This is a genomic window from Woeseia oceani (assembly GCF_001677435.1).
GTDB classification, from domain to species: domain Bacteria; phylum Pseudomonadota; class Gammaproteobacteria; order Steroidobacterales; family Woeseiaceae; genus Woeseia; species Woeseia oceani.
In genome coordinates this window covers 2304282-2326039 of record NZ_CP016268.1, presented here as the reverse complement: position 1 = coordinate 2326039, position 21758 = coordinate 2304282, and the positions used below count along the sequence as shown (strand labels likewise).

19 protein-coding genes and 1 other RNA gene are annotated in these 21758 nt (G+C 57.4%); 13 read left to right on the top strand and 7 right to left on the bottom strand.

Translation table 11 applies throughout. The features are described 5' to 3' along the window. Positions 1 to 15 precede the first annotated feature (15 nt). Together BA177_RS10455 and recQ are read left to right on the top strand one after the other, a co-directional pair. Complete coding sequence (locus BA177_RS10455) at positions 16 to 1914, top strand: ATP-binding cassette domain-containing protein (protein ID WP_068616035.1); 1899 nt, start codon at positions 16 to 18, stop codon at positions 1912 to 1914. Continuing rightward, on the top strand, positions 1911 to 3719 hold the full coding sequence (gene recQ / locus BA177_RS10450) for a DNA helicase RecQ (protein ID WP_068616033.1): 1809 nt from the start codon (positions 1911 to 1913) through the stop codon (positions 3717 to 3719). Before BA177_RS10455 ends, recQ begins: the two co-directional genes overlap by 4 nt. Before the next feature lie 39 nt (positions 3720 to 3758). Here the strand turns inward: recQ and BA177_RS10445 are convergent, their stop codons facing one another. The 3 genes from BA177_RS10445 to BA177_RS18895 all read right to left on the bottom strand — a co-directional run bounded on the left by BA177_RS10445 (position 3759) and on the right by BA177_RS18895 (position 7283). Beyond that, a complete protein-coding gene (locus BA177_RS10445) occupies positions 3759 to 4541 on the bottom strand; it encodes an amidohydrolase (RefSeq protein ID WP_068616031.1) in 783 nt (260 codons plus the stop codon). Continuing rightward, positions 4529 to 5635, bottom strand: coding sequence for a methionine aminotransferase (locus BA177_RS10440; protein WP_068616029.1), 1107 nt, complete (start codon positions 5633 to 5635; stop codon positions 4529 to 4531). The genes BA177_RS10445 and BA177_RS10440 overlap by 13 nt, the downstream gene beginning before the upstream one ends. 64 nt (positions 5636 to 5699) lie before the next feature. Further along, positions 5700 to 7283: an aldehyde dehydrogenase family protein gene (locus BA177_RS18895; protein ID WP_082990033.1), complete on the bottom strand. Its 1584-nt coding sequence runs from the start codon at positions 7281 to 7283 to the stop codon at positions 5700 to 5702. A 194-nt stretch (positions 7284 to 7477) separates the two neighbouring features. Here BA177_RS18895 and ffs point away from each other — a divergent pair. The 5 genes from ffs to BA177_RS10410 all read left to right on the top strand — a co-directional run bounded on the left by ffs (position 7478) and on the right by BA177_RS10410 (position 10633). Continuing rightward, positions 7478 to 7574: signal recognition particle sRNA small type (ffs, locus tag BA177_RS10430), an RNA gene on the top strand. 118 nt (positions 7575 to 7692) lie between these two features. After that, positions 7693 to 9327, top strand: a complete 1635-nt coding sequence (dnaX, locus tag BA177_RS10425) for a DNA polymerase III subunit gamma/tau (RefSeq protein WP_068616024.1) — start codon at positions 7693 to 7695, stop codon at positions 9325 to 9327. Then, a complete protein-coding gene (locus BA177_RS10420) occupies positions 9324 to 9647 on the top strand; it encodes a YbaB/EbfC family nucleoid-associated protein (RefSeq protein WP_068616022.1) in 324 nt (107 codons plus the stop codon). The genes dnaX and BA177_RS10420 overlap by 4 nt, the downstream gene beginning before the upstream one ends. 6 nt (positions 9648 to 9653) lie before the next feature. Continuing rightward, on the top strand, positions 9654 to 10250 hold the full coding sequence (gene recR / locus BA177_RS10415; protein ID WP_068616020.1) for a recombination mediator RecR: 597 nt from the start codon (positions 9654 to 9656) through the stop codon (positions 10248 to 10250). A 32-nt stretch (positions 10251 to 10282) separates the two neighbouring features. Next, positions 10283 to 10633, top strand: a complete 351-nt coding sequence (locus BA177_RS10410; RefSeq protein WP_068616017.1) for a histidine triad nucleotide-binding protein — start codon at positions 10283 to 10285, stop codon at positions 10631 to 10633. On the opposite strand, the gene rsgA is transcribed toward BA177_RS10410, so the two are convergent. Further along, a complete protein-coding gene (rsgA, locus tag BA177_RS10405) occupies positions 10634 to 11662 on the bottom strand; it encodes a ribosome small subunit-dependent GTPase A (protein ID WP_082990032.1) in 1029 nt (342 codons plus the stop codon). It abuts the gene before it with no gap. 41 nt (positions 11663 to 11703) lie between these two features. On the opposite strand from rsgA, the gene orn reads away from it, so the two are divergent. The 3 genes from orn (at position 11704) to BA177_RS10390 (ending at position 13672) form a co-directional block, all read left to right on the top strand. Then, positions 11704 to 12285, top strand: coding sequence for an oligoribonuclease (gene orn, locus BA177_RS10400; protein WP_068616016.1), 582 nt, complete (start codon positions 11704 to 11706; stop codon positions 12283 to 12285). Further along, entirely contained in the window at positions 12282 to 12899 is a 618-nt protein-coding gene (locus BA177_RS10395; protein ID WP_068616014.1) for a DUF938 domain-containing protein, read from the top strand. Before orn ends, BA177_RS10395 begins: the two co-directional genes overlap by 4 nt. 92 nt (positions 12900 to 12991) lie before the next feature. Continuing rightward, the gene (locus BA177_RS10390) at positions 12992 to 13672 is read left to right on the top strand and encodes a TIGR04211 family SH3 domain-containing protein (RefSeq protein WP_068616012.1); all 681 of its coding nucleotides are present in this window, start codon (positions 12992 to 12994) and stop codon (positions 13670 to 13672) included. Positions 13673 to 13754: 82 nt separating this feature from the next. Here the strand turns inward: BA177_RS10390 and ppsA are convergent, their stop codons facing one another. Next, positions 13755 to 16118 (bottom strand): phosphoenolpyruvate synthase, encoded by a 2364-nt coding sequence (gene ppsA, locus BA177_RS10385; RefSeq protein ID WP_082990031.1) that lies wholly within the window; start codon positions 16116 to 16118, stop codon positions 13755 to 13757. Between the two features lie 103 nt (positions 16119 to 16221). Here ppsA and ppsR point away from each other — a divergent pair, with 103 nt between their 5' ends. From ppsR to BA177_RS10370, 3 genes are all read left to right on the top strand, one after another. Beyond that, the gene (gene ppsR / locus BA177_RS10380) at positions 16222 to 17046 is read left to right on the top strand and encodes a posphoenolpyruvate synthetase regulatory kinase/phosphorylase PpsR (protein WP_068616009.1); all 825 of its coding nucleotides are present in this window, start codon (positions 16222 to 16224) and stop codon (positions 17044 to 17046) included. A gap of 77 nt (positions 17047 to 17123) precedes the next feature. Then, the gene (locus BA177_RS10375; RefSeq protein ID WP_068616007.1) at positions 17124 to 17579 is read left to right on the top strand and encodes a DUF1249 domain-containing protein; all 456 of its coding nucleotides are present in this window, start codon (positions 17124 to 17126) and stop codon (positions 17577 to 17579) included. A 199-nt stretch (positions 17580 to 17778) separates the two neighbouring features. Further along, on the top strand, positions 17779 to 18810 hold the full coding sequence (locus BA177_RS10370) for a hypothetical protein (protein ID WP_156762783.1): 1032 nt from the start codon (positions 17779 to 17781) through the stop codon (positions 18808 to 18810). Between the two features lie 76 nt (positions 18811 to 18886). Here the strand turns inward: BA177_RS10370 and BA177_RS10365 are convergent, their stop codons facing one another. Beyond that, positions 18887 to 19432: a hypothetical protein gene (locus BA177_RS10365; RefSeq protein ID WP_068616003.1), complete on the bottom strand. Its 546-nt coding sequence runs from the start codon at positions 19430 to 19432 to the stop codon at positions 18887 to 18889. A gap of 123 nt (positions 19433 to 19555) precedes the next feature. Then, positions 19556 to 21667 carry a carboxy terminal-processing peptidase gene (locus tag BA177_RS10360; RefSeq protein WP_068619198.1) on the bottom strand — a complete coding sequence of 704 codons (2112 nt, stop codon included), beginning with the start codon at positions 21665 to 21667 and terminating at the stop codon, positions 19556 to 19558. Positions 21668 to 21758: the final 91 nt, after the last annotated feature.

Below are 21758 nucleotides of genomic sequence, written 5' to 3'. Positions count from 1 at the left end.
GCTACAATCGCCGCCATGCTGCAGTTCACCCATCTCGCATTACGGCGCGGTGTGCGCCTCTTGCTCGAGGACACCTCGCTACAAATTCACCCGGGCCACAAAGTCGGTCTGACCGGCGCTAACGGCAGCGGCAAGTCGAGTCTGTTCTCGTTGATTCTGGGTGAATTCGGCCCAGACAGCGGCAGTGTGTCGGTCCCGTCGGACTGGGTGATCGCACACGTCGCGCAGCAAACGCCCCACGATGTCCGTCCTGCGATTGAATACGTACTGGATGGTGATGCCGAGCTGCGCGAAGTTGAGCGCCTCATCGCCGCGACAGACGGCGAGAAGGATGGCGAAAAGCTCGCCTTGTTGCACGGCCGCCTGGAAAATATCGATGGTTATTCAGCGCGTGCCCGTGCGGGCCGCTTGCTGCACGGCCTCGGCTTCGGTGTGGGCGAGGAACTGCGCGCGGTGAATGAGTTCTCCGGCGGCTGGCGGGTACGTTTGAATCTGGCACGCGCATTGATGTGCCGTTCGTCGCTGTTATTGCTTGATGAACCCACCAACCATCTGGATCTGGATGCCGTTATCTGGCTCGAGGGCTGGTTGCGCGAATACCAGGGCACGTTGCTACTCATCTCGCATGACCGGGATTTTCTGGACAGCGTCGTCGAACATGTCGTGCATATCGAGCACGGCAACGCGCTCCTGTACAAAGGCAATTACACAGCGTTTGAGCGCGTGCGGGCCGAACGACTGGCATTGCAGCAATCGCAATACGAGAAACAACAACGCGAAATAGCACACATGCGTTCCTTTGTGGACCGGTTTCGGGCGAAAGCATCGAAGGCGCGACAGGCGCAGAGCCGCCTGAAGGCTCTGGAGCGCATGGACATGATCGCTGCTGCGCACGTCGATTCACCTTTTCATTTCAAACTCCTGCCCCCCGAGAAAAACCCGAAACCACTGCTGACCCTGGAGCAGGTTGCGGCGGGCTATGGCGCAACCAGGGTTTTGCAAGGCGTGCGGTTGACGCTGCGACCCGGAGATCGGGTGGGTTTGCTCGGCAAGAACGGTGCTGGCAAATCGACCCTGATCAAACTCATGGCAGGAATGATAAAGGCGCAGGGCGGCGAGGTCGTTGCGGCGCGTGATCTCAAGATTGGCTATTTCGCGCAACACCAGATCGAACAGCTGCGACCGGACAGTTCACCGTTGGAGCACCTGCAGCTCTTGAACCCGAAAGCGCGCGAGTCGGAGTTGCGAAACTGGCTCGGTGGCTTCGGCTTTACCGGCGATACCGTTTTCATGAATACAGCGCCATTTTCCGGTGGCGAGAAATCGCGGCTCGCGTTGGCGTTGTTAGCGTATCAACGTCCAAACTTGTTGTTGCTCGACGAACCTACCAACCACCTGGACCTTGAGATGCGCCAGGCACTCGCCACCGCGTTGCAGGATTTCGATGGTGCAATGGTGATTGTTTCGCATGACCGGCATTTATTGCGGGTTGCAACCGATACACTGTTACTTGTGCACAGTGGTCGCGTTGAAGACTTCGACGGTAGTCTCGACGATTACCCGGAATGGCTGGCACAGCAGCAGCGTGACGGTAACAGCAAGGCGAGCAACAACAGTGCTCAGCAATCGGCTGCCGAACGCAAGGCGCAAAAGCAACGGGATGCCGAGAAACGACAGTTGCTGTCTCCACTTAGAAACCGTATGCAGAAGTACGAGCGGCAGCTTGAGGATTTGCAGGTGCAAAAGGAACGTATTGAAAAGGCGCTATCGGATTCTGCGCTCTACGAGCGGCAGAACAAGGCAACCCTCGACAGCTTGCTGCATGAGCAGGCCACGAACTCTCAGGCGCTGGAGGACACGGAGCTTAATTGGCTGCGGGTTTGCGATGAGTTGGAGCAATTGCAGAACCAATGAGCAGTACAGCACAGGAAACGTTGCGTCGGGTCTTCGGCTATGACGCCTTTCGTGGCGCGCAGGAAGCGGTAATTGAGTCAGTTATCGCAGGCCGGGACGCGTTGGTCATTATGCCCACCGGCGGCGGTAAATCGCTTTGTTACCAGATTCCTGCCTTGCTGCGTGCAGGGGCTGGCCTCGTTGTTTCGCCATTGATTGCGTTGATGCAGGATCAGGTCGCCGCGCTGCACGAAGCCGGCGTCGAGGCGGGTTTTTTAAACTCCAGCCAGACCGATGAAGAACAACGTGACGTTGTCCGGCAGTTGCGCGACGGCAAACTGCAGTTACTTTACGTTGCCCCGGAGCGGCTGGCCAACGGCAGCACCCGGGCCTTGCTGCGTGAAGTACCGTTATCGGTGATCGCGATTGACGAAGCCCATTGCGTGTCGCAATGGGGACATGATTTCCGGCAGGAGTACCTGCAACTCGGTGAACTGAAGACGCTGTTTCCGGGTGTGCCACGCATGGCACTGACAGCCACAGCAACACGACTCACCCGCAATGAGATTGTGGAACGACTGGCGCTCGACGATCCGGGTATATTCGTCAGTCCCTTTGACCGGCCCAACATTTCTTACCTCGTACAACCGAAAACCGATGCAAAACGGCAGCTCCTGAAGTTTTTGCAGGGCCACCGCAAGGAAGCCGGCATCGTCTATTGCCTGTCCCGCAAGAAAACCGAAAGCACTGCAGACTGGTTGTTTGCGCAAGGTTACAACGCGTTGCCTTATCACGCAGGGCTGGCCAGTCACGTGCGTAGTGAGCATCAACGCCGGTTTTTGAACGAGGACGCGGTCATCATTGTGGCGACAATCGCGTTCGGCATGGGTATCGACAAACCGGACGTGCGTTTCGTGGCCCATCTGGATCTGCCGAAAAGCATGGAATCGTACTATCAGGAAACCGGCCGCGCTGGACGTGATGGCGAACCCGCAGATGCGTGGATGGTGTACGGCTTGCAGGACGTGGTGCGCTTGCGGCAGATGCTGGATGATTCGGACGCTAACGAAGAGTTCAAACGTCACGAACGGCAGAAACTCGACGCATTGTTGGGCTGGTGTGAAGTTACCGGCTGCCGACGTAGGCCTTTACTGGAGTATTTTGGCGACCAGCCCGAAAACGATTGCGGGAACTGCGATGGCTGTCTGACACCTGTGCGTACCTGGGAAGGTACTGAGGCAGCCCAGAAATTGTTGTCGGCTGTGTATCGGACCGGCCAGCGCTTTGGTGCGGCGCACGTTATAGACGTGTTGGCGGGCAAGACGACGGACAAGGTTCGCCAGCACGGGCATACGGAGCTAAGTGTGTTCGGTATAGGCAGCGAATTTGATGCGACGGTTTGGCGGTCGGTCATACGCCAGCTCATCGTACGAGGCTATTTGCGCTCCGATGCCGAACGCTTCGGCGCGCTGGTACTGACGGAACAAAGTCGGGGCTTGCTGCGTGGCGAAGTCACGGTACAGTTTCGTGAGGACCCGAAACGACCCGCCACTGTGCGCACCTCGGCAAGCTCGGGACCAGCGATCGCGCCGCAGCACGCCGGCATGTGGGATGCGCTGCGCAGTTGCCGGCAGAAGCTGGCGAGCGAACACGATGTACCGCCTTACGTCATATTTCATGACAAGACGCTGCAACAGATGCTGATTGACCGGCCACAGAACGAGGCCGATTTACTCGAGATCAGCGGCGTAGGGCAGACCAAGCTGGATCGCTACGGCGCGCATTTTCTCGAAGTGTTGCGCGATCCGGCGCACGCCCGGAGTTGACGTTGCAGTGGCGTGTGTCAGCTGTCGCAGTGAGCGACTCTATCGCTCAAGCGTGAACCGGTCCGCGTCGGCAGCGAACGGAAACTTCTGCCGAAACTTCACGAGTCCGGCATTATCCAGCGCAGCATGCGCTGACCCGTCTTGCTCACCCAGATCGACCATGTTCTGGCCGAGGTAATCAATCACCGTGCTGCCGCCGGCATAGGGCAGTCCATTGTCATCCGTGCCGATGCGATTGACGCCGGCAACGTAACATTGATTCTCAATGGCGCGTGCACGCAGCAAGGTCTCCCATGCGTGATGCCGGGGTCTTGGCCAGTTGGCGACGTAAATCAGCAGGTCGAAGTCGTCATCCTGACGTCGTCGGCTCCACAACGGGAATCGCAGGTCGTAGCAAACCATAGGTCGAATTCGCCACTGTTTAAGCGTGAACGTTGGCAGCGCTGAGCCCGCCTGGTAATGCTCGCCTTCGCCGGCCAGCCGAAACAAGTGGCGTTTGTCGTAGTGTGCAAACGCTCCGTCAGGCTGCATGAATATGAAACGATTGTAGTATTGCCCGTCTTCTTCAATGATGAGGCTGCCACAGATCGCCGCGTTTGCGTTTGCAGCCTGATCAGCGAGCCACTGCAGTGACGGTCCAGCCATCGTTTCCGCCTGTCCCGGCGCATCCATGGAAAATCCGGTCGTGAACATCTCCGGCAGGACGATCAGGTCGCTTTCAGTATCAAGCGCACCGATACGGGCAGCGAAACGTTCGCGGTTGGCTGCCGGATCATGCCAGTCCAGCTCCGTTTGAATTATTGTCAGGTCTAGAGTCGACATAGGCGTTCGGCGGCTGCCTCGAGCATGGCATCATCTTTTGCAAAACAGAATCGTAAGACACGGCTCGCGGGCTCTTCCTTGCAGAATACGGAAATCGGAATGGCTGCAACCCCGATCTCGCGAGTCAGTCTTTGTGCATAACTCAGTTCGCTCTCGTTCGAAATTCCGGAATAATCGAGCGTCTGGAAGAACGTACCGGCGGCGGGTTTGTGCTTAAAGCGAGAGTCTTTGATCAGGTTGCAAAAGTGATCGCGCTTCTTCTGATAGAAACTTGACAGCTCCGCATAGTGATTGGGTGCTTCGCGCATGAAGTCGGCCAGCGCATGCTGGATCGGCGTGACTACGGCGTAGCAGGCGAACTGATGAACCCGACGAAACTCAACGGACAATGCCGCGGGCGCAATGCAATAACCGATCTTCCAGCCTGTTGCGTGATACGTTTTGCCGAAAGACGTAACGACAAAGCTTCGTTCCCACAATTCATCGTGGGTGAGGACGCTGCAGTGCTGTTCACCGTCAAAAACGATGTGCTCGTAGACCTCGTCCGATAACAGGTAGATCGAGGTATCCCGAATGATCTCGGCCAGCGTATCCAGATCGCCGCGATTGAGAATCGAGCCGCTGGGATTGTGCGGGAAGTTGATTATGATCAGGCGGGTACGTTCGTTGATCGAGTCCCTTAACTGGTCATAGTCGATGTGCTGGCCCGGCCGGGCCGAACTCTCTCTCAATGGCAGGTGTCGCGGCTGGCCACCCGCCAGTATGACCGCCGGTGCGTAGGAGTCGAATGCGGGGTCAAAAATAATGACTTCATCGCCCGGTCGTACGACAGCCAGTATTGTGCTGAACAGACCTTCAGTGGCACCGTCGCTGACGGTTATTTCTGTGTCACTGTCCACGCTACGGCCGTACAGGCGTTGTACTTTTTCCGCAATAGACTCGCGCAACTCGTCCACGCCTGCCATCGGCGCATACTGATTAGCGCCGTTCTGCAGGTGGTAGCTGATTCGTGCCAACAATCGCGAGTCTGGTTCAAAGGTGGGAAACCCCTGGGCGAGATTGATTGCATTGTGTTCATTTGCGAGCTGTGTCATTACCGCGAAAATCGTGGTACCGACGTCCGGCAACTTACTGTCGATAGTAGGAATGTGCTTGACCTCAGGCTGAAGCAGGAATAGTCCAGTCGGCCGGCAACGGCCCCTGGTCCATGATGATTTCTCGATGGCCACTCCAGGTAGCGCGTATCGCTTCTGCAGTGCCGATGCCGGCCGCGCGCGGATCGCCGCAGGGCCCGAACCAGTGATTCTGCGGTGCGCCCGTGGTGCGCGCCCGCATGCCGCAATACGTCGTGCCATTGACGGTCGCGCCCAGTACGGTTTTCTGGAAGGCTACGTCGTTGCTGACGACGGCGGCGGTCAGGTGGTGTGAGATACGTTCCAGAACACCGAGTACTGTCGGCAGATCGTCGTCGTCATAGCTGACTACAACCTGGAACGGGCCGAACAATTCGGTTGTCGCGAGTTCGAAGTGTTCGCCGGCAAGGGCCGCCAACGGCACTTCCACGGCTGTCGGCTGCAGGGTGCCGTAGCAGGCCGGTATGTGGTGACCGGTGAGCGGCTTGCCGCCGAACAGCAATTTTGCCCCCGGCAATGCTGACACGGCGGTGACATGCGCTTGCATACGATCACTGCTCCAGCTCAGTACCGGGCCCAGCGTCAGGTCGTCCAGTGAGCGGCGCGCTGCCAGTTCCGCCAGTTTCGGCAGCAAATCCGCGCGCCAGTTCTGGTGCACGAACAACAGGCTTTGTGCGGAACATTTCTGGCCGGTGGCGTTGTAGGCATCCTGGTCGGACTGCCACGCTACGTAGTCAAGCCACTCCGGAGCGTAGTCGGGACCGATCACTTTCCAGTCAAAGCCGGCGTCTTCCAGCCGGACGCGGCCATTCAATTCGTGCGCGAGGTGTTCGGCGATGCTGCTCGACCCGGTGAATTGCACCAGACGCAGAACATCGCGTGCATCGTGGATGAGATTTCCCATTTGTTGGCCGGGACAATGAATGAGATCCACGTCCGTTGCCGGCAATCCGCAGTGGATCAGCATCCGCAGGAATTGTTCGAATACGGTACTGACTTTGGAGTCAACCTTGACGAGTGGCTTGTTACCCATGAACAAGGCGCCCATGGCTTGCAGCGCCGGAATTTCGAGCGGGAAGTTGAACGGCGCGACCACCGCGACGGGGCCGAACGGCCAGCGATAGCCGCGGGATTCCTGGCCATCGTGATCGCCGGGATTGGAAAAACCGCGGCCGAGAAAGCGCACGCCGTCACCGGCAAAATCTTCGAGGAAAACGCGCGTGACGACCACTTCACCCTGGCACTGGGCCCAACTCTTGGGCATGACACGCTGAATGAGCCGGGTGAAGTAATCCTGCACCTCGGGCTCGGCCATCAGCGCCGCCGCCCGCGCGCAAACACGGCCGAGCATGAGGTAGCGATCCGGTTTCGAATGCGGGTTGTGCAAGCCGGTTTTCGGACACTGGCGCAACGAGTCGATGTACCCGGCGTAATCCTGTGTATCAGGGACCCGCAGAAAGGCAGCACCGTTCATCGGGTCCACGATGTCCTCGCGAACGGCGCTCGCATTGCTCCACGCACCTGCCAGCAGATTTTGCACCACACCTGGCGAGTCGGCGGTCATGCCATGGAACGGATCGGCGGTAGCGAATTCCGGCATTTTGGGCATAGTGCTCTCCTGATGGGTGTGGCGCGGCGTACGATAGCCCTCGCGGTGTGGGAGGATATCAACCTGTTACGGTGCAGACCATGCCAATTTGAGCGGCTGAGCGATACAGGACACGCGTTTCTGCAGGATTGGTCAGTATCGGGCTGCATGCATTGTAACGAGCGTCTTCCAAGGTGATAATCCCGCCCGGTCCGCGTCGGCTACCTCGCGACGGTCAGCCGTGAACTCCGTCAGGCCCGGAAGGGAGCAGCGGCAGCGGTGCAGCCGGGTGCCGGGGAGCGGCTGGCGCGGACCACTCATTTACAGCTACCGGCGATTGACCAAATGCGGCTTGTTACGCTCGCGCCAATGGTTACACTGGTCGCTCTGCACTGAATCCTGCCGAATCAGGCACCCAAATGGCTGGCGTATGAGTTATCTGGTTCTCGCTCGAAAGTGGCGACCAAAGAATTTCACCGACACTGTCGGGCAAACCCACGTCCTGCGCGCGCTGTCGAACGCGCTGGAAGCCGAACGCCTGCATCACGCCTATTTGTTCGCCGGTACCCGTGGTGTTGGTAAAACCACCATTGCGCGGATCCTCGCCAAATGCCTGAACTGTGAAAAGGGCCTGACGGCCGACCCGTGTGGCGAGTGCAGCGCCTGCCGCGAGATCGACGAAGGGCGCTTCGTGGACCTGATCGAGGTCGATGCCGCCTCCAAGACCAAAGTGGACGATACCCGCGACTTGCTGGACAACGTGCAGTACGCGCCTGCTCGCGGACGTTTCAAGGTGTATTTGATCGACGAAGTGCACATGTTGTCCAAGAGCTCGTTCAATGCCTTGCTCAAGACCCTGGAAGAGCCGCCACCGCACGTGAAATTCCTGCTGGCAACTACCGATCCTCAAAAGTTGCCGGTCACCGTGTTGTCACGTTGCCTGCAGTTCAATCTCAAACGATTGACGCCAAAGCTCATCCGCGATCGCCTTGACTACATCTGCAAGGAGGAAGGGCTGGAATGCGATGCTGACTCGCAGGCGTTGATCGCCCGCGCGGCTGACGGCAGCTTGCGGGATGCCTTGAGCCTGATGGATCAGGCAATTGCTTATTGTGGCGGCGCTGTCGAGGGCGCGTCCGTGGCGGCGATGCTGGGCACAATCGATCGGGAACACGTGGCGCGGCTGTTGGCCCTGCTCGCGGATGGTGATGCGGCCGGACTGTTGCAAGCGGTTGCCGAGATAGACGAACAATTCCCGGATTACGCCAGTTTGCTGGACGATCTGGCGCGCACTTTGCAACGCATCGCGGTCTATCAGGTAACCGGAGTCAGTGACCTGCACGATGAACTGGACGAAGCCCAGCTTGCGGATTTCGCCGCAAGAATCGCGGCCGAAGACGTTCAGCTTTATTACCAGATTGCGATCATCGGTCGTCGCGATCTGCATCTGTCGCCGGACCCACGCAGCGGCGCGGAAATGACGTTGTTGCGCATGCTGGCGTTCAGGCCAGGCAGTGCGCCTCCCTCGGCTGCTGGTGGCCAGCGGCGTCCGGCTGTGGTCAAAGCGACCGCGGCGAAGAAGGCATCTGTCAGCGGGGCCGCATCGGCGCCGGCTGCGCCGCCGTCACGGCCGGCGGAGACCAGCAGCAAGTGGCAGGAACCGGACTGGTCAGTGCTGATAACAACGCTGGGCCTGAACGGTGCCGCTCGCATGCTGGCCAGCAATTGTGGCTACTTGCGTCGGGAAGGTAATACCGTGCATCTGACGCTCGACAAACGTTCTGAAGCCATGCTGACGCCGTTGCGCAAGGACACGATCGCGAATGCACTGACGCAAAAGTTCGGCGAAGAACTGCGAGTAGAAATAGAAATCGGCAACAATGCGGTTGAGACACCCGTGCAAGCGGAGGCGCGGATTGCGGACGAGCAATTGGAGGCGGCCCGGCAGTCGCTGGAAGCTGACCCCAATGTAAAAGCATTGCAGGACATGTTCGGCGCAACATTGAACCCGGACTCCGTCGAAATAGTCAGCCGTGACACCCAGCAAACCAGGAGCATTGAATGAAAGGTGGTATTGGCCAGCTCATGAAGCAGGCGCAGAAAATGCAGGAAGAGATGCAGAAGGCGCAAGCCGAAATGGGCAAGGAAATGGTCACGGGCGAATCCGGCGCTGGCATGGTGCAGATTCGCATGAGCTGCAAGCACGAAGTGCAGGGCATCAAGATCGACGATTCGCTGCTTGGCGAAGACAAAGACATGCTCGAAGACCTGATCGTTGCCGCTTTCAACGATGCCGTACGGCGTGTAGAGACGACGGTAGCGGAAAAGTTTTCCGGCATGGCGTCCGGCCTGCAACTGCCGCCGGGCATGAAACTGCCGTTCTGATCCGCAGTGTCCTATTCCCCGTTACTGGTTCGCCTGATTGATGCGCTCTGTTGCATGCCGGGCGTCGGGCGTAAGTCAGCGCAGCGCATTGCGTTTCATTTGCTTGAGCGGAATCGCGACGGCGCGAACTTGCTGGCAACGGCTCTCGCTGAGGCAGCGGCCGGTATTGGCCATTGCCAGCGCTGCAGGATGTTCAGCGAGACTGAGCTTTGCAGTATTTGTTCGGCCGGTAGTCGCGATCGCAGCTTGTTATGCGTTGTGGAATCTCCGGCCGACGTCATGGCCATCGAGGATGCGACCGGCTATCGCGGTCTTTATTTCGTACTGATGGGGCATTTGTCGCCGCTGGACGGAATTGGCCCGGAAGAGCTCGGTGCCAGTGCGCTTGAAAAGTTGCTTGGGGAAAATGAAACCAAGGAAATGATCATCGCCACGAACCCCACGGTTGAGGGCGATGCCACCTCGCATTTTCTGGCAGGGCTTGCCGCACAGCGCGGGATACAGGCAAGCCGGATTGCGCACGGCGTGCCGCTCGGCGGCGAGCTTGAGTACGTCGATGGCGGCACATTGTCACACGCATTTTTCGGCCGGCGAGCCCTGTAGCGGCCAGAGCCGGTAAGCCAAGGAGTCCAGTTATGTCCGACAGCGAATGCTTGTTTTGTCGCATAGAACGCGGCGAAATTGATGCCGAAATCGTATATCAGAACGACTTACTCATTGCGTTTCGCGATATCCATCCGCAAGCGCCGACCCATATCCTGATCATCCCGCGGAAACATATTTCCACTATTAATGACTTGCAGGACGAAGACGCTGCCATAGTCGGAGCGCTGTTTCTGGCTGCTAAAGAACTGGCCGTGTCAGAAGGCCTGCTTGAGTCAGGTTATCGTGTGGCGATGAACTGTGGGGAAGGCGCCGGGCAAAGTGTTTTTCACATACACCTGCACATGTTGGGTGGCAGGGCATTCAGCTGGCCACCCGGCTAATCAGTAGCGACCGCGTCCTTGCTGTTCGGTAAGCAATAGCATTCGCTTGTAGCTCTCGTAACGCCGTTCGCTGATATCGCCGGATTCCAGTGCGGCTTTAACCGCGCAGCCGGGTTCATGACGGTGGCGACAATTGGCGAAGCGGCAGTGCTCGCTGCGGCCATGAATTTCCCGGAAGCCGAACTCAACTTCGGCAGGCTCGGCGATAGCGGGTGCGTAGTCGCGCACGCCCGGCGAATCGACCACGTAGCCACCGCGTGGCTGCGCGAGCATTACCGAGTTCACCGTGGTGTGCCGGCCTTCGCCGCCTTTCGCCGTCGATACGGCGGCCGTTCGTTGTTCGCCCTGAGTAAGCACATTGATCAGGCTGGATTTACCGACCCCGGATTGACCCACAATGATGGCAACGTGTTGTTCGAGTATGGATTCCAGTGCATCCATATTGCGTTCGGTTTTTGCGCTGCAGACAACCGTGTCGTAGTCGAGCGCGCGATACACGGCCAGCTCCTCGGCGGCTTCAGGCTCGGCACTGCCGTCGTCAACTTTGTTAAACACGATGGCGGCTTTGACGCGCATCAGTTCAGCGGCACACAGATAGCGATCAACGATGTACCAGTCCGGGCGTGGCACGGCGGCGCAGGCGACGGCAACGAAGTCGATGTTCGCGGCGAGGATTTCCGTCTTGCCGCGCATATTAGGCCTCGTCAGCTCGTTGTCACGAGGCAATATTTCGACGATGAGCAAGTCGGGTTCGTTTTCAATGGTTTCGGCGAGCACCCGGTCTCCGCAGACCGGCTTCAGGTCACGGCCCTTGATTCGCGCTCGTACTGTCGTGCCATCCGCCAAAATGCGCAAATTCATGCGTCGCCCGAAGGTCGCAATGACGACAGCTTCGTGCCGTTTGCTCACAGCGCGGCGCTGGCGGTGTTGGGGTTTATTTCTCGCATAGCGCGGAAGTATGCCGTGCGTCGGGTAGGCATGCACGAACTGCGTGGCAGGTGACGGGCTGGAACCGCGGGCACTGGCCATGCGACACTGCCGACCGGAAACCAGCGACGAAAGAGGACAGGATGGACGAACCTGAATTGCAGCCTGCCGCCGACAACCTGATCTGGATAGATCTGGAAATGACCGGCTTGGATACCCAACGCGACCACATCATCGAGATTGCGACTATCGTCACTGACCGGCACTTGAATGAAATTGCCGAAGGGCCGGCTCTGGCCATACGGCAGCCGAAGTCGGTGATGGCTGCGATGGATGAATGGAATACGCGGCAGCACGGAAATTCGGGTCTGACGGATCGCGTTCTGAACAGTTCGTTAACGCTGGAAGAAGCAGAGCAAGCGACTATCGCGTTTCTTGCGCAGCATGTCTTGCCCGGCAAGTCGCCGATGTGTGGCAACAGCATCTGCCAGGACCGGCGTTTCATGGCTCGCGAGATGCCACAACTTGAAGCGTATTTTCATTACCGCAACCTCGACGTCAGTACGCTCAAAATTCTTGCCCAGCTATGGGCGCCTGGCGCCGCTATCGCTCCGCTTAAATCAACGGAACATCGAGCCATGGCGGACATCCGGGATTCGATCGCGGAGCTTGCGGCATACCGGAGCACGTTGTTTGATCAGAACGTGTTGGCAGGTCATTCATGACAAGGCTGGCAGATGCGCCGGCGACGTCGCGCAATCGGGAACCGATTCTTGAGGTCCTGAAGCAGGAATTGCGTGATTGCCGGAACGTACTCGAAATTGGTTCCGGAACCGGGCAGCACGCCGTCTATTTTGCTGAGCACTTGCCCACGTTGCGCTGGCAAACCAGCGACCGTGAAGAGAACCTTGCGAACATCAGCAACCGATTGAATAGCGTTGCACGCGACAACATTGGGGAGCCACTGGCACTGGACGTGTTGCACGATGAAGATCCGGACGGAGCGTATGATGGCATCTTCTCCGCTAACACCGCACACATCATGAGTATCCAGGCGGTTGTCGCGCTGTTCGCGCTGGTGGGTCGATTGCTGCCTGAGGGAGCGCCGTTTTGCCTGTACGGTCCGTTCCGCATCGATGGCGAATTTACCAGTGACAGCAACGAGCAGTTCGACACGTCGCTTAAACAGCGGGATTCGGCGATGGGTATCCGGGATCTCGAGTACCTCGACGAGCTGGCAGCGTTGGCACAATTGCAACGAACGGCACTGTACGCCATGCCGGCCAATAACTTCATCGCAGTGTGGCGCAAAATGGCGACAGTCGCCGGCAGTGCCTGATCGCTTAAGCCGCCGTATTCAAAGAGAATTTGACTGACAGCGGCGGCTAATGTCTTATACTCGGCGGACTGCAATGTGAGCTATTTATCCTGATGTACAGAATCACAAAAATTCCGGCGTACACGCTACTTTGTAGCCTGCTGCTGACGAGCCTGGCTGTGGCCGAGCCTATGTGGGTTAGCGACCGCTTCGAGGTCATGCTGCGAACCGGGCCCAGCACCAGTAACGCCATCCAGTTGATGGTGGACAGTGGCACTCAGCTGGAAGTCATCGAACGTGACGCGGCCAGCGGATATTCGCGAGTCAGAACGTCGGGCGGTACCGAAGGCTGGGTGTTGACGCGTTACCTCATGAGTGAGCCCGCGGCGCGCGAGCAGCTGCAGCAGCTGACCGGCCAGCTGACGGATGCAAAGTCCGCTGGCAGTGGCCTCAGTGAGCAGCTTAATGCGATACGCGGCCAACATCAGGCTGCCAATCAGCGCATCGAAACGCTCGAGCGGGAAAAGCAGGCACTGCAGAGCGAGCTGGATACGATCAAACGAACGGCGGCCGATGTGCTGGCAATCGACAGCCAGAACCAGCGGCTGCAGGAGAAGTTGACCGACACAGAGATTCGCGCGGATACCTTGCAGCAGGAGAATCAGAACCTGCGTAGCCAGCAAAACCGCAATTGGTTCTTGACCGGGGCGGCCGTATTGATTGCGGGTATCATCCTGGGCATCTGGTTGCCACGGGTTCGCTGGCAACGTCGCTCGCGTTACGATCGCCTGTAGGCTAGCTCAGAACAAAAAAACCCGCCCCGTTTCCGGGAGCGGGTTTTTTTTTGTCCGAGCCGCGTAGAAACGCGGTGAATGGTCAGATTTTCTCACCTGCCAGGGACATCCAGGTTTCTATCACGCTGTCCGGGTTCAACGACATCGATTCGATGCCTTGTTCCAGTAACCACAACGCAAGGTCCGGGTGATCCGATGGGCCTTGACCGCAAATGCCAACGTACTTGCCACGCTTGCGGCAGGCCTTGATCGTCATTTCGAGCATGATCTTGACCGCTTCATCACGTTCGTCGAACAGGTCGGCAATCAGTCCGGAGTCGCGGTCCAGTCCGAGGGTCAGTTGGGTCATGTCGTTCGAGCCAATTGACATGCCGTCGAAATGATCGAGGTATTTGTCAGCGAGCAGAGCGTTGGTCGGGAGTTCTGACATCATGATGACACGCAGGCCATTTTCACCGCGCTTCAGTCCGTTCTCCGCCATGATGTCGATGACTTGTTTCGCCTGAGCGACAGTACGCACAAACGGGATCATGATCTCGACATTGGTCAGGCCCATCTCGTCACGTACTTTTCGTAGTGCGGCACACTCGAGATCGAAGCAAGGGCGGAACGCCTCGGATACATAACGCGCCGCGCCTCTGAAGCCAAGCATGGGGTTTTCTTCGTCCGGTTCGTATTTCTCGCCGCCAATCAGGTTGGCGTACTCGTTCGACTTGAAATCCGACATGCGGACGATTACCGGTTCGGGTGCAAACGCCGCCGCAATGGTGCTGACACCTTCGGCGAGTTTATCGATGAAGAAATTGATCGGGTCTGGGTATCCCGCCATTTGGCCGTCAACGAGTTCCCTGGTGTCGGCATCCAGCGCATCGTATTCAAGCAGGGCATTCGGGTGCACGCCAATCATGCGATTGATAATGAACTCCAGCCGTGCGAGGCCGACACCGCGATGCGGTATGGATGCAAAATCGAACGCGCGGTCCGGATTGCCAACGTTCATCATGATTTTGACGGGGATTTCCGGCAGTGAATCCAATGCGATTTCGCGTTCTTCGAATTCAAGCAGGCCGTCATACACGTAGCCTTCATCGCCTTCGGCACAACTCACCGTCACGGGTGTGCCGTCTTCGATCAGTTTCGTCGCATCACCGCAACCGACAACAGCCGGTATACCCAGTTCACGCGCAATAATTGCAGCGTGACAGGTGCGGCCACCGCGGTTGGTCACGATCGCCGAGGCACGTTTCATTACCGGCTCCCAATCGGGGTCGGTCATGTCGGATACCAGCACGTCGCCGGGCTGGATGCGATTCATCTCACTGACGTCACGTATGACTTTTGCTGTGCCTACGCCAATCTTCTGGCCGATGCTTCGACCGGCGCAGATGACGTTGGATTGGCTCTTGAGTATGTATCGGCGAATCGACTGGCCGCTACGACTTTGCACGGTCTCTGGTCTGGCCTGCAGGATGTACAGCTTGCCGTCACTGCCATCTTTGCCCCATTCGATGTCCATCGGCCGCTGGTAATGGTTTTCGATCGTAACCGCCATGCGAGCCAGTTCGATGATGTCGTCGTCAGTCAGAGAAAACTTCTGTGCATCCGCGTCGTCCACGTCGACGGTATCAACGGTCTTGCCGGGCGTCGGGTCGTTGCTGTAGATCATCTTGATAGCTTTCGCACCAAGATTCTTTCGCAATATCGGAAAGCGATTGTCGGCTAACGCTGGTTTGTAGACGTAAAACTCGTCGGGGTTAACTGCGCCTTGCACAACAGTTTCGCCGAGGCCGTAAGAAGATGTAACGAAAACGGCGTCACGAAACCCGGATTCGGTATCGAGAGTGAAAATTACGCCGGCGGAGCCTATATCGCTGCGCACCATGTACTGGACGCCAACGGACAAGGCAACGATGTCGTGTTCGAAACCCTGGTGTACCCGGTACGCGATGGCGCGGTCGTTGTACAGGGAGGCGTAAACCTGGTGTATGGCATTGAACAGGTGCTCTTTGCCGCGGACATTCAGGAACGTTTCCTGCTGACCGGCAAACGATGCGTCGGGCAGGTCCTCGGCAGTGGCGGACGACCTGACGGCAACGGCAATGTCTTTGCCGCCGGACATCTCGTCCCACGCTGTTTCAATCTGGGCGGTGAGAGTGTCTGGCAGCGGTTCGTCGATAATCCAGCTACGTATGGTTCGACCAGCGTCTGTTAATGCGTCGATGTTGTCGACGTCAAGCTCGCGAAGCAGTTCAGAGATCCGCCGATCAAGGCCGTTATTGCCGAGAAAGTCCCGGTAGGCGCTGGCGGTAGTGGCAAAACCGCCCGGTACTGAAACACCGAGTTCGCTGAGATTACTGATCATTTCGCCGAGCGAGGCATTCTTGCCACCGACGACTTCTACGTGTTGCATGCCAAGCTGATCCAGCTTGATGACGTAAGGCTCCAAACCTGACTCCCTTGTGTTAACGCTTAGGACGTGCACAATCAATCATGGATATCACAAGCAAGCCGTACAGCGGGTGACGGCAAATGATCGGGACTGACTACCTATGAGTGAGCGAGCTGTATTCTTTTTGTCGGATCAGACCGGCGTAACCGCAGAAACCCTCGGTCACAGCCTTTTGACACAATTCGACGGCCAGAAATTTCGGCAGGTGACTTTGCCATTTATCGATACCCTTGACAAGGCACGGGAGGCGGTACGAAAGATTAATCTGGCGGCAAAAGATAGCGCTTTGCGGCCAATTATCTTCTCGACGATGGTTCAGGATGACTTCCGTGCGGTCATCCGCGAGGCAGAAGGACTGCATCTGGACATATTCGATGTCTTCCTGGAGCCGCTGGAAAAGGAGTTGCAGCAGAAATCGACGCATATGGCCGGTCGAGCCCACGGCATGAGCGATATAGAAGGGTATATGCGTCGAATCGAAGCAACCAACTTCGCCCTCGCGAATGATGACGGCGGTATATCCAGAAACTACGACAAGGCGGACGTTATTCTGGTGGGTGTGTCGCGATCAGGTAAGACTCCAACGTGCCTCTACCTGGCTTTGCAGTACGGCGTATACGCCGCGAATTTCCCGTTGACCGACGAAGAATTCGATCGCGGTGAGCTTCCGGATATTCTGCTCAAAATGAAGCAAAAGCTGTTCGGGCTGACTATCGCGCCGACGCGACTGCGCCAGATTCGCAAGGAACGACGCCCGCTGGGAAGGTACTCGTCAACGCAACAGGTTGGTTACGAAGTGCGTGAGGCGGAAAAAATCTTCAAACGCCACAATATTCCGTATGTGGATACAACCGAATTCTCAATTGAAGAAATTAGCAGTCGCATCCTCGACGGTACCGGAGTTGAACGCCGTGTTCGCCCCTGACCTGTCAAGTGGCCTATTTGCGGATTCCGGCAGGGTGCGCACAGTGAATAGCATTTGCTGTGTGCTATATTCCTGACATGTTACTTGAGCACCAACTGGTTCCACAGGCTGTTGCGAAACCCGGAAGTTTCGTTGGCTTGATGGCGCTGTACGAAAGCAACTATCTACGATTGCTGCAGTTGGTTCCGGAAATCGAAAGACTCGACGGCTACTACCGGTCGGGCGTGGCTGGCGATTGCGATCTGCATCTGGAAATTCTCGACCGGAGTCGCTACACGGTGACCCTGTCGCTGACCTATTTCTTCTACGAGGGAGCGCAGCGAATCGCCGATCCGGACATGCAAATTCGGCTTTACCTTGACTGCAACCTGGCCGAAGCAATGAGCCTCAGTGGAAATCACCGGCATGCCGGATTCAGACGGCTGGTTCGGGAGCATAAGAAAGAACTCGACGCGCGCTGGCAGCGAAACATTGTGCTTAACAAGTGGTTGGAATATCTGAGCGATCACGGTCACCTGATACTCGAACGCTAAACCGTCTGACTGCATCCCTGACCACGCCTGCGGTCCCGCAGGCTCGCCCCGAAGCGCAGGAGCGCAGCCCCGTATTCCCCGTTGGGCCTTGAAAATGAGTGTTAAGTCAAAGAATCCTGCGGAGCCGGGAGGCATTATCGCTGCTGGAATACATTGCCGTGGCCTGTTCTGGCCATGGGATTATGTCAAGGAGTGAGCATTGTCAGTGCTTGCGGGTCTTTTCGGAAGCGCGCCCGACCAATCGCATGACAGCGAGAAATTGCTGCACCTGTACTGGAATCGCGCGGAACTAAAGAAAGAATTCGCTGGGCTGCGCAAAGAACAGTTCCGTCTGCGTGATCTTGTCAAGCAGCAAGAGGGCGCGACCGCGCGCCTGCAGCAAAAGCTCGAGCACCTGGAAAACCTGTTGATCGACCCGGAGTGGGCCAGTAATGCAGTAACGTTCTACCAACTTAGGGGTTTGGCGTTGCGCTGCGAGCGCAAGCTAGCCAGATTCGCCGAACAGCTCAAGCAACAACGCGAGCAAAAGCAGCACAATCAGCTGCTTGTTAGCTGGAATGACGAACGAATGCGGGAGCGACGTATCATCGAGCGTAAACTGGCCGGGGTCCGGGAGACGGTCACTGAGCTTGGTGCAGCGTTGAAGGCCGAGAAAGCCAAGCTGGTGCGGATGAAAGGGTTTCTAAAGGTGTTTCGTCGGCGGACCGTCACGGCGATACTGGAAAAGACCAGTAACCAGATTGCTGAACTTCAACAGCAGGAACTGGAGTTACTGGACAAGCTGCAACAATTGAAAGACCGGCGTCCACCGGAAAATCACGGTTTGGATATCGCCACCAAGCGTTCTATCAATTTCATGATTATTTCCTACGCACAACAGCTCTTTTTGCACTTTGGCGACAGCGATTTTGCCGCCTTGGCCAAAGAGGCGAATGACAAGAGCGTCGGCGGAATCAAGTACGGCAACGATACGGATTGCCAACATTTGCTGCGGAGAATTCAAAAGCACGTAGCGATAATGGATCGCAGCAATGACGTTGCGGCGGTCTTGCAGAAGCGGTCACAGTTGATCGGAGAGAAAGCCGTATTTCGCAGCGATGACGACGCCGTGCCCGTCGCGACCAGTGTGGCGGCTGTATTCAGCTTTGGTAGTGACGCAAGTATCACGGAGTCCAAAGCGAACATACTTGGCGAAAATTATTGGGGAATCGCGAAATACCTGAGCCGCTAGCCAAGTTGCCTCTGACAAGACAAAAAAAAACGCTCTGTACCTGTTGGTTCAGAGCGCTTTTTCGTATGAGGCCAACTTAGATATCTGTGCGGTACATTTGTCGCTGGAAGCGCGGCACGTATTGGTTGTTGCTTGAATCACTGCTGCTTTCGCCGGTCAGTGAGTCGTTTGCAGGTGGAACCGCAGGAGCACTAACCAATGGCGGGCTGGAGGCCGTAGGCCGATTCGTTGCAGCCGGTATTTCTGCCTTTTTTTCAGTAGCGGAATCGTCTTCCAGCAGGTTCGCGTCAAAGACTTTGCGCATGATTGTTGCGACCCGGGGGGTCAGCAACAATATCGGGGCCACGGCGTCGGTGGTATCCAGATCGCTGTCCAGAGACGCGGACAGCTGCTCCGCATCGCTGGCCGTTCCGTGATCAACGGTTTCGAGTGGCAAAACCGTTGCTGGCACTTCGAGGCTGCGCAATTCGCTCGCAAGCTGATCGCAATCAAAAAAATTGTCGGTTGCGGCAAACGCTGACGGGCTGAGAACCACGCTCGCGAACAGCGCGATGGCCGTCAGGCGGGCGCGGTGGCCGGTTCCAGGCCAGAGCTGCGCGGTAACTACGTTGTGCGGCTGCATTTCGACCTCCGGTCGGGGCTCTGCCCCGTAAGGTGTTATAGCTGAGTATAACAGCGGCTTAATGCCGCGCAAGCCCGGACCCGTGTGTCTGTCAGACGCATGGGCCAGGCTCTGCCGCACCGCTTACGGCTGAATTCCAGCCGTTTGCGGCAGATGGGCTTTAACTTCCCGCATCTGCGCCAGATCTGAAACAATCTCCGCGGCCTCGTTGCGCTGAACGTCCGGTCCTTCGAGCTTTTCGAGTTCCTCAACGCTTTCTATGGGCTCCATGCCCAGTGCAGCGCGGCGCTGATTCTCACGTTCCAGACCCCGTTGCCGATCGTCCTCGCGTTCGGCGAGCCGCTTATTGATATTCAGCGACACCGTCTTGCGGGCGCGGGCCTTTTCAACTTCTTTGATTCCGGCCGTCAGGTATTGGTAGTCGGGATCAACCTTGCTGCGTTCGAGGTGATTTGCCGTAAGCGATGAAATCGTGGCATTCAGGGGCTCACCGGCGCGGAAGCGGGTCGTACGAATCGTGTCCCACGGCAGAGCGGTTTCGCGAACGCTCTCTCCAACCTGGCTGGCATCAATCGGCGAGGGCAGGAGTATGTCCGGGTTTACGCCACGGTGTTGTGTGCTTTCGCCGGTGACCCGGTAGTACTTGCCAATGGTCAGCGTCAGTTGCCCCAGCCCTTCTTCGTCCTGTCGACGGACGTATTGGTCCAGCGAGTAAAGGTTCTGCACGGTGCCTTTGCCGAAGGTCTGCTGGCCGATAATCACGCCGCGTGCGTAATCCTGAATGGCCGCGGCGAAAATTTCCGATGCGGACGCGCTGTAGCGATTGACCAGCACTGCGAGCGGCCCATTGTAGGCGACCCGAGCGACCGGATCAGGGTCGTCGAGACGGCTGATACGGCCGTTAGAGTTACGCAGCTGCACCACGGGTCCGTTGTCGATGAACAAGCCGGACAGCGCCGTTGCTTCCGTCAGATGACCGCCGCCGTTGTTCCGCAGGTCAATGACCAGGCCGTCGATGCCCTGTTCTTCCAGTTCATCTATCAGGCGTTTCACGTCCTTGGTTGTGCTGGTGTAGTCCTTGTCGCCGTTGCTCAGGGCACGGTAGTCGCGGTAAAAGCTGGGGACCTCGATGACACCAATCGACCACTCCCGGCCGTCACGCGGCACGGTAATGATTTCGCTCTTGGCTGCTTGTTCTTCGAGCTTCACCTGATCGCGGGTCAAACTGAGTATGGTTTCCGGGCTGCCGGGCAAAGCGCCCGCGGGCAGGATCTGCAGGCGCACCTCTGTGTTTTCAGGCCCCCTGATAAGTTGCACGACATCGTCGAGGCGCCAGCCGATGACATCGACCAGTTCCCCGTCCGGACCTTCGCCGACGGCGGTGATTCTGTCTTTCGGTTGCAGCGACCCGTCGATAGAAGCAGGGCCGCCCGGGATGATATTGATAACCATGACGTAGTCATCGTCGACTTGCAGCGACGCACCAATGCCGAAATACGACAGACTCATCTGGATCCGGTATTCCTCCGAGTTCCGCGGCGAGAGGTAACTGGAATGGGGGTCCAATGTATGCGCGAAGGCATTCATGAACGTTTCGAATACATCGTCGTTTTTGACCTGGTCCATGCGCTTCAGGAAACGCGAATAACGCTTGTGCAATGTTTCCTGAATCTCGGTCCATTCCTTGTCGGCCATCGCGAGGCTCAAGGTGTCATTCTTAACCCGCTTGCGCCAAATCTCATCCAGCTCTGACTTGCTCTTCGCCCACGGTGCTTCCTCGCGATCAAACTCGTACTCTTCGTCAATCGTGTAGTCGGGCTCGGTTTCGAGCAATTGTATTGCGTAGCTCAGGCGCTCACGGGCACGTGTACGGTACACATCAAACATGTCAAAGACCGGTGTCAACGGGTCAGCGCGCACCATGTCGTCGATCTTGTAGCGGTACTTTTCGAATGCCGCAACATCGCTTTCCAGCAAGTACAGGCGGTTGTTGTCCAGCGACTCGATGTAGCGATCAAGGACCTGGGATGACAAATCGTCGTCCACGGCCGCCTGCCGGTAATGCGATTTCTGGACGAATTCGGTTACCAACTGGCCGATTTTTTCATGACGGGGCAGTGGAGCGAGTTCACTGTTGGTTTCTGCTGTTGGCGGTGAGGCCGCTGCAGCCAGCAAAAACAAACTCAGAATGGCTGCGGCTATCCGTAGCGGGGCGCCGGTCACATATTGCGTCAAGTCTTTCTCCAAACAAGGCCACCGAAGGTGTTGTGTTGAGCTCAGTTGAGCTAGGCTAGATGTCCCCAGCGCCCCGATCAAGGGTGCATTT

What these genes read in the sequence shown, in the direction of transcription:
- BA177_RS18895 (WP_082990033.1), bottom strand. Translation starts at nt 7,283, where the DNA reads ATGCCCAAAATGCCGGAATTCGCTACCGCCGATCCGTTCCATGGCATG.
- rsgA (WP_082990032.1), bottom strand. Translation starts at nt 11,662, where the DNA reads ATGGCCAGTGCCCGCGGTTCCAGCCCGTCACCTGCCACGCAGTTCGTG.
- BA177_RS10375 (WP_068616007.1), top strand. Translation starts at nt 17,124, where the DNA reads ATGTTACTTGAGCACCAACTGGTTCCACAGGCTGTTGCGAAACCCGGA.
- BA177_RS10365 (WP_068616003.1), bottom strand. Translation starts at nt 19,432, where the DNA reads ATGCAGCCGCACAACGTAGTTACCGCGCAGCTCTGGCCTGGAACCGGC.
- BA177_RS10420 (WP_068616022.1), top strand. Translation starts at nt 9,324, where the DNA reads ATGAAAGGTGGTATTGGCCAGCTCATGAAGCAGGCGCAGAAAATGCAG.
- BA177_RS10410 (WP_068616017.1), top strand. Translation starts at nt 10,283, where the DNA reads ATGTCCGACAGCGAATGCTTGTTTTGTCGCATAGAACGCGGCGAAATT.
- BA177_RS10440 (WP_068616029.1), bottom strand. Translation starts at nt 5,635, where the DNA reads ATGACACAGCTCGCAAATGAACACAATGCAATCAATCTCGCCCAGGGG.
- BA177_RS10455 (WP_068616035.1), top strand. Translation starts at nt 16, where the DNA reads ATGCTGCAGTTCACCCATCTCGCATTACGGCGCGGTGTGCGCCTCTTG.
- orn (WP_068616016.1), top strand. Translation starts at nt 11,704, where the DNA reads ATGGACGAACCTGAATTGCAGCCTGCCGCCGACAACCTGATCTGGATA.
- dnaX (WP_068616024.1), top strand. Translation starts at nt 7,693, where the DNA reads ATGAGTTATCTGGTTCTCGCTCGAAAGTGGCGACCAAAGAATTTCACC.
- BA177_RS10445 (WP_068616031.1), bottom strand. Translation starts at nt 4,541, where the DNA reads ATGTCGACTCTAGACCTGACAATAATTCAAACGGAGCTGGACTGGCAT.
- BA177_RS10395 (WP_068616014.1), top strand. Translation starts at nt 12,282, where the DNA reads ATGACAAGGCTGGCAGATGCGCCGGCGACGTCGCGCAATCGGGAACCG.
- recQ (WP_068616033.1), top strand. Translation starts at nt 1,911, where the DNA reads ATGAGCAGTACAGCACAGGAAACGTTGCGTCGGGTCTTCGGCTATGAC.
- ppsR (WP_068616009.1), top strand. Translation starts at nt 16,222, where the DNA reads ATGAGTGAGCGAGCTGTATTCTTTTTGTCGGATCAGACCGGCGTAACC.
- BA177_RS10390 (WP_068616012.1), top strand. Translation starts at nt 12,992, where the DNA reads ATGTACAGAATCACAAAAATTCCGGCGTACACGCTACTTTGTAGCCTG.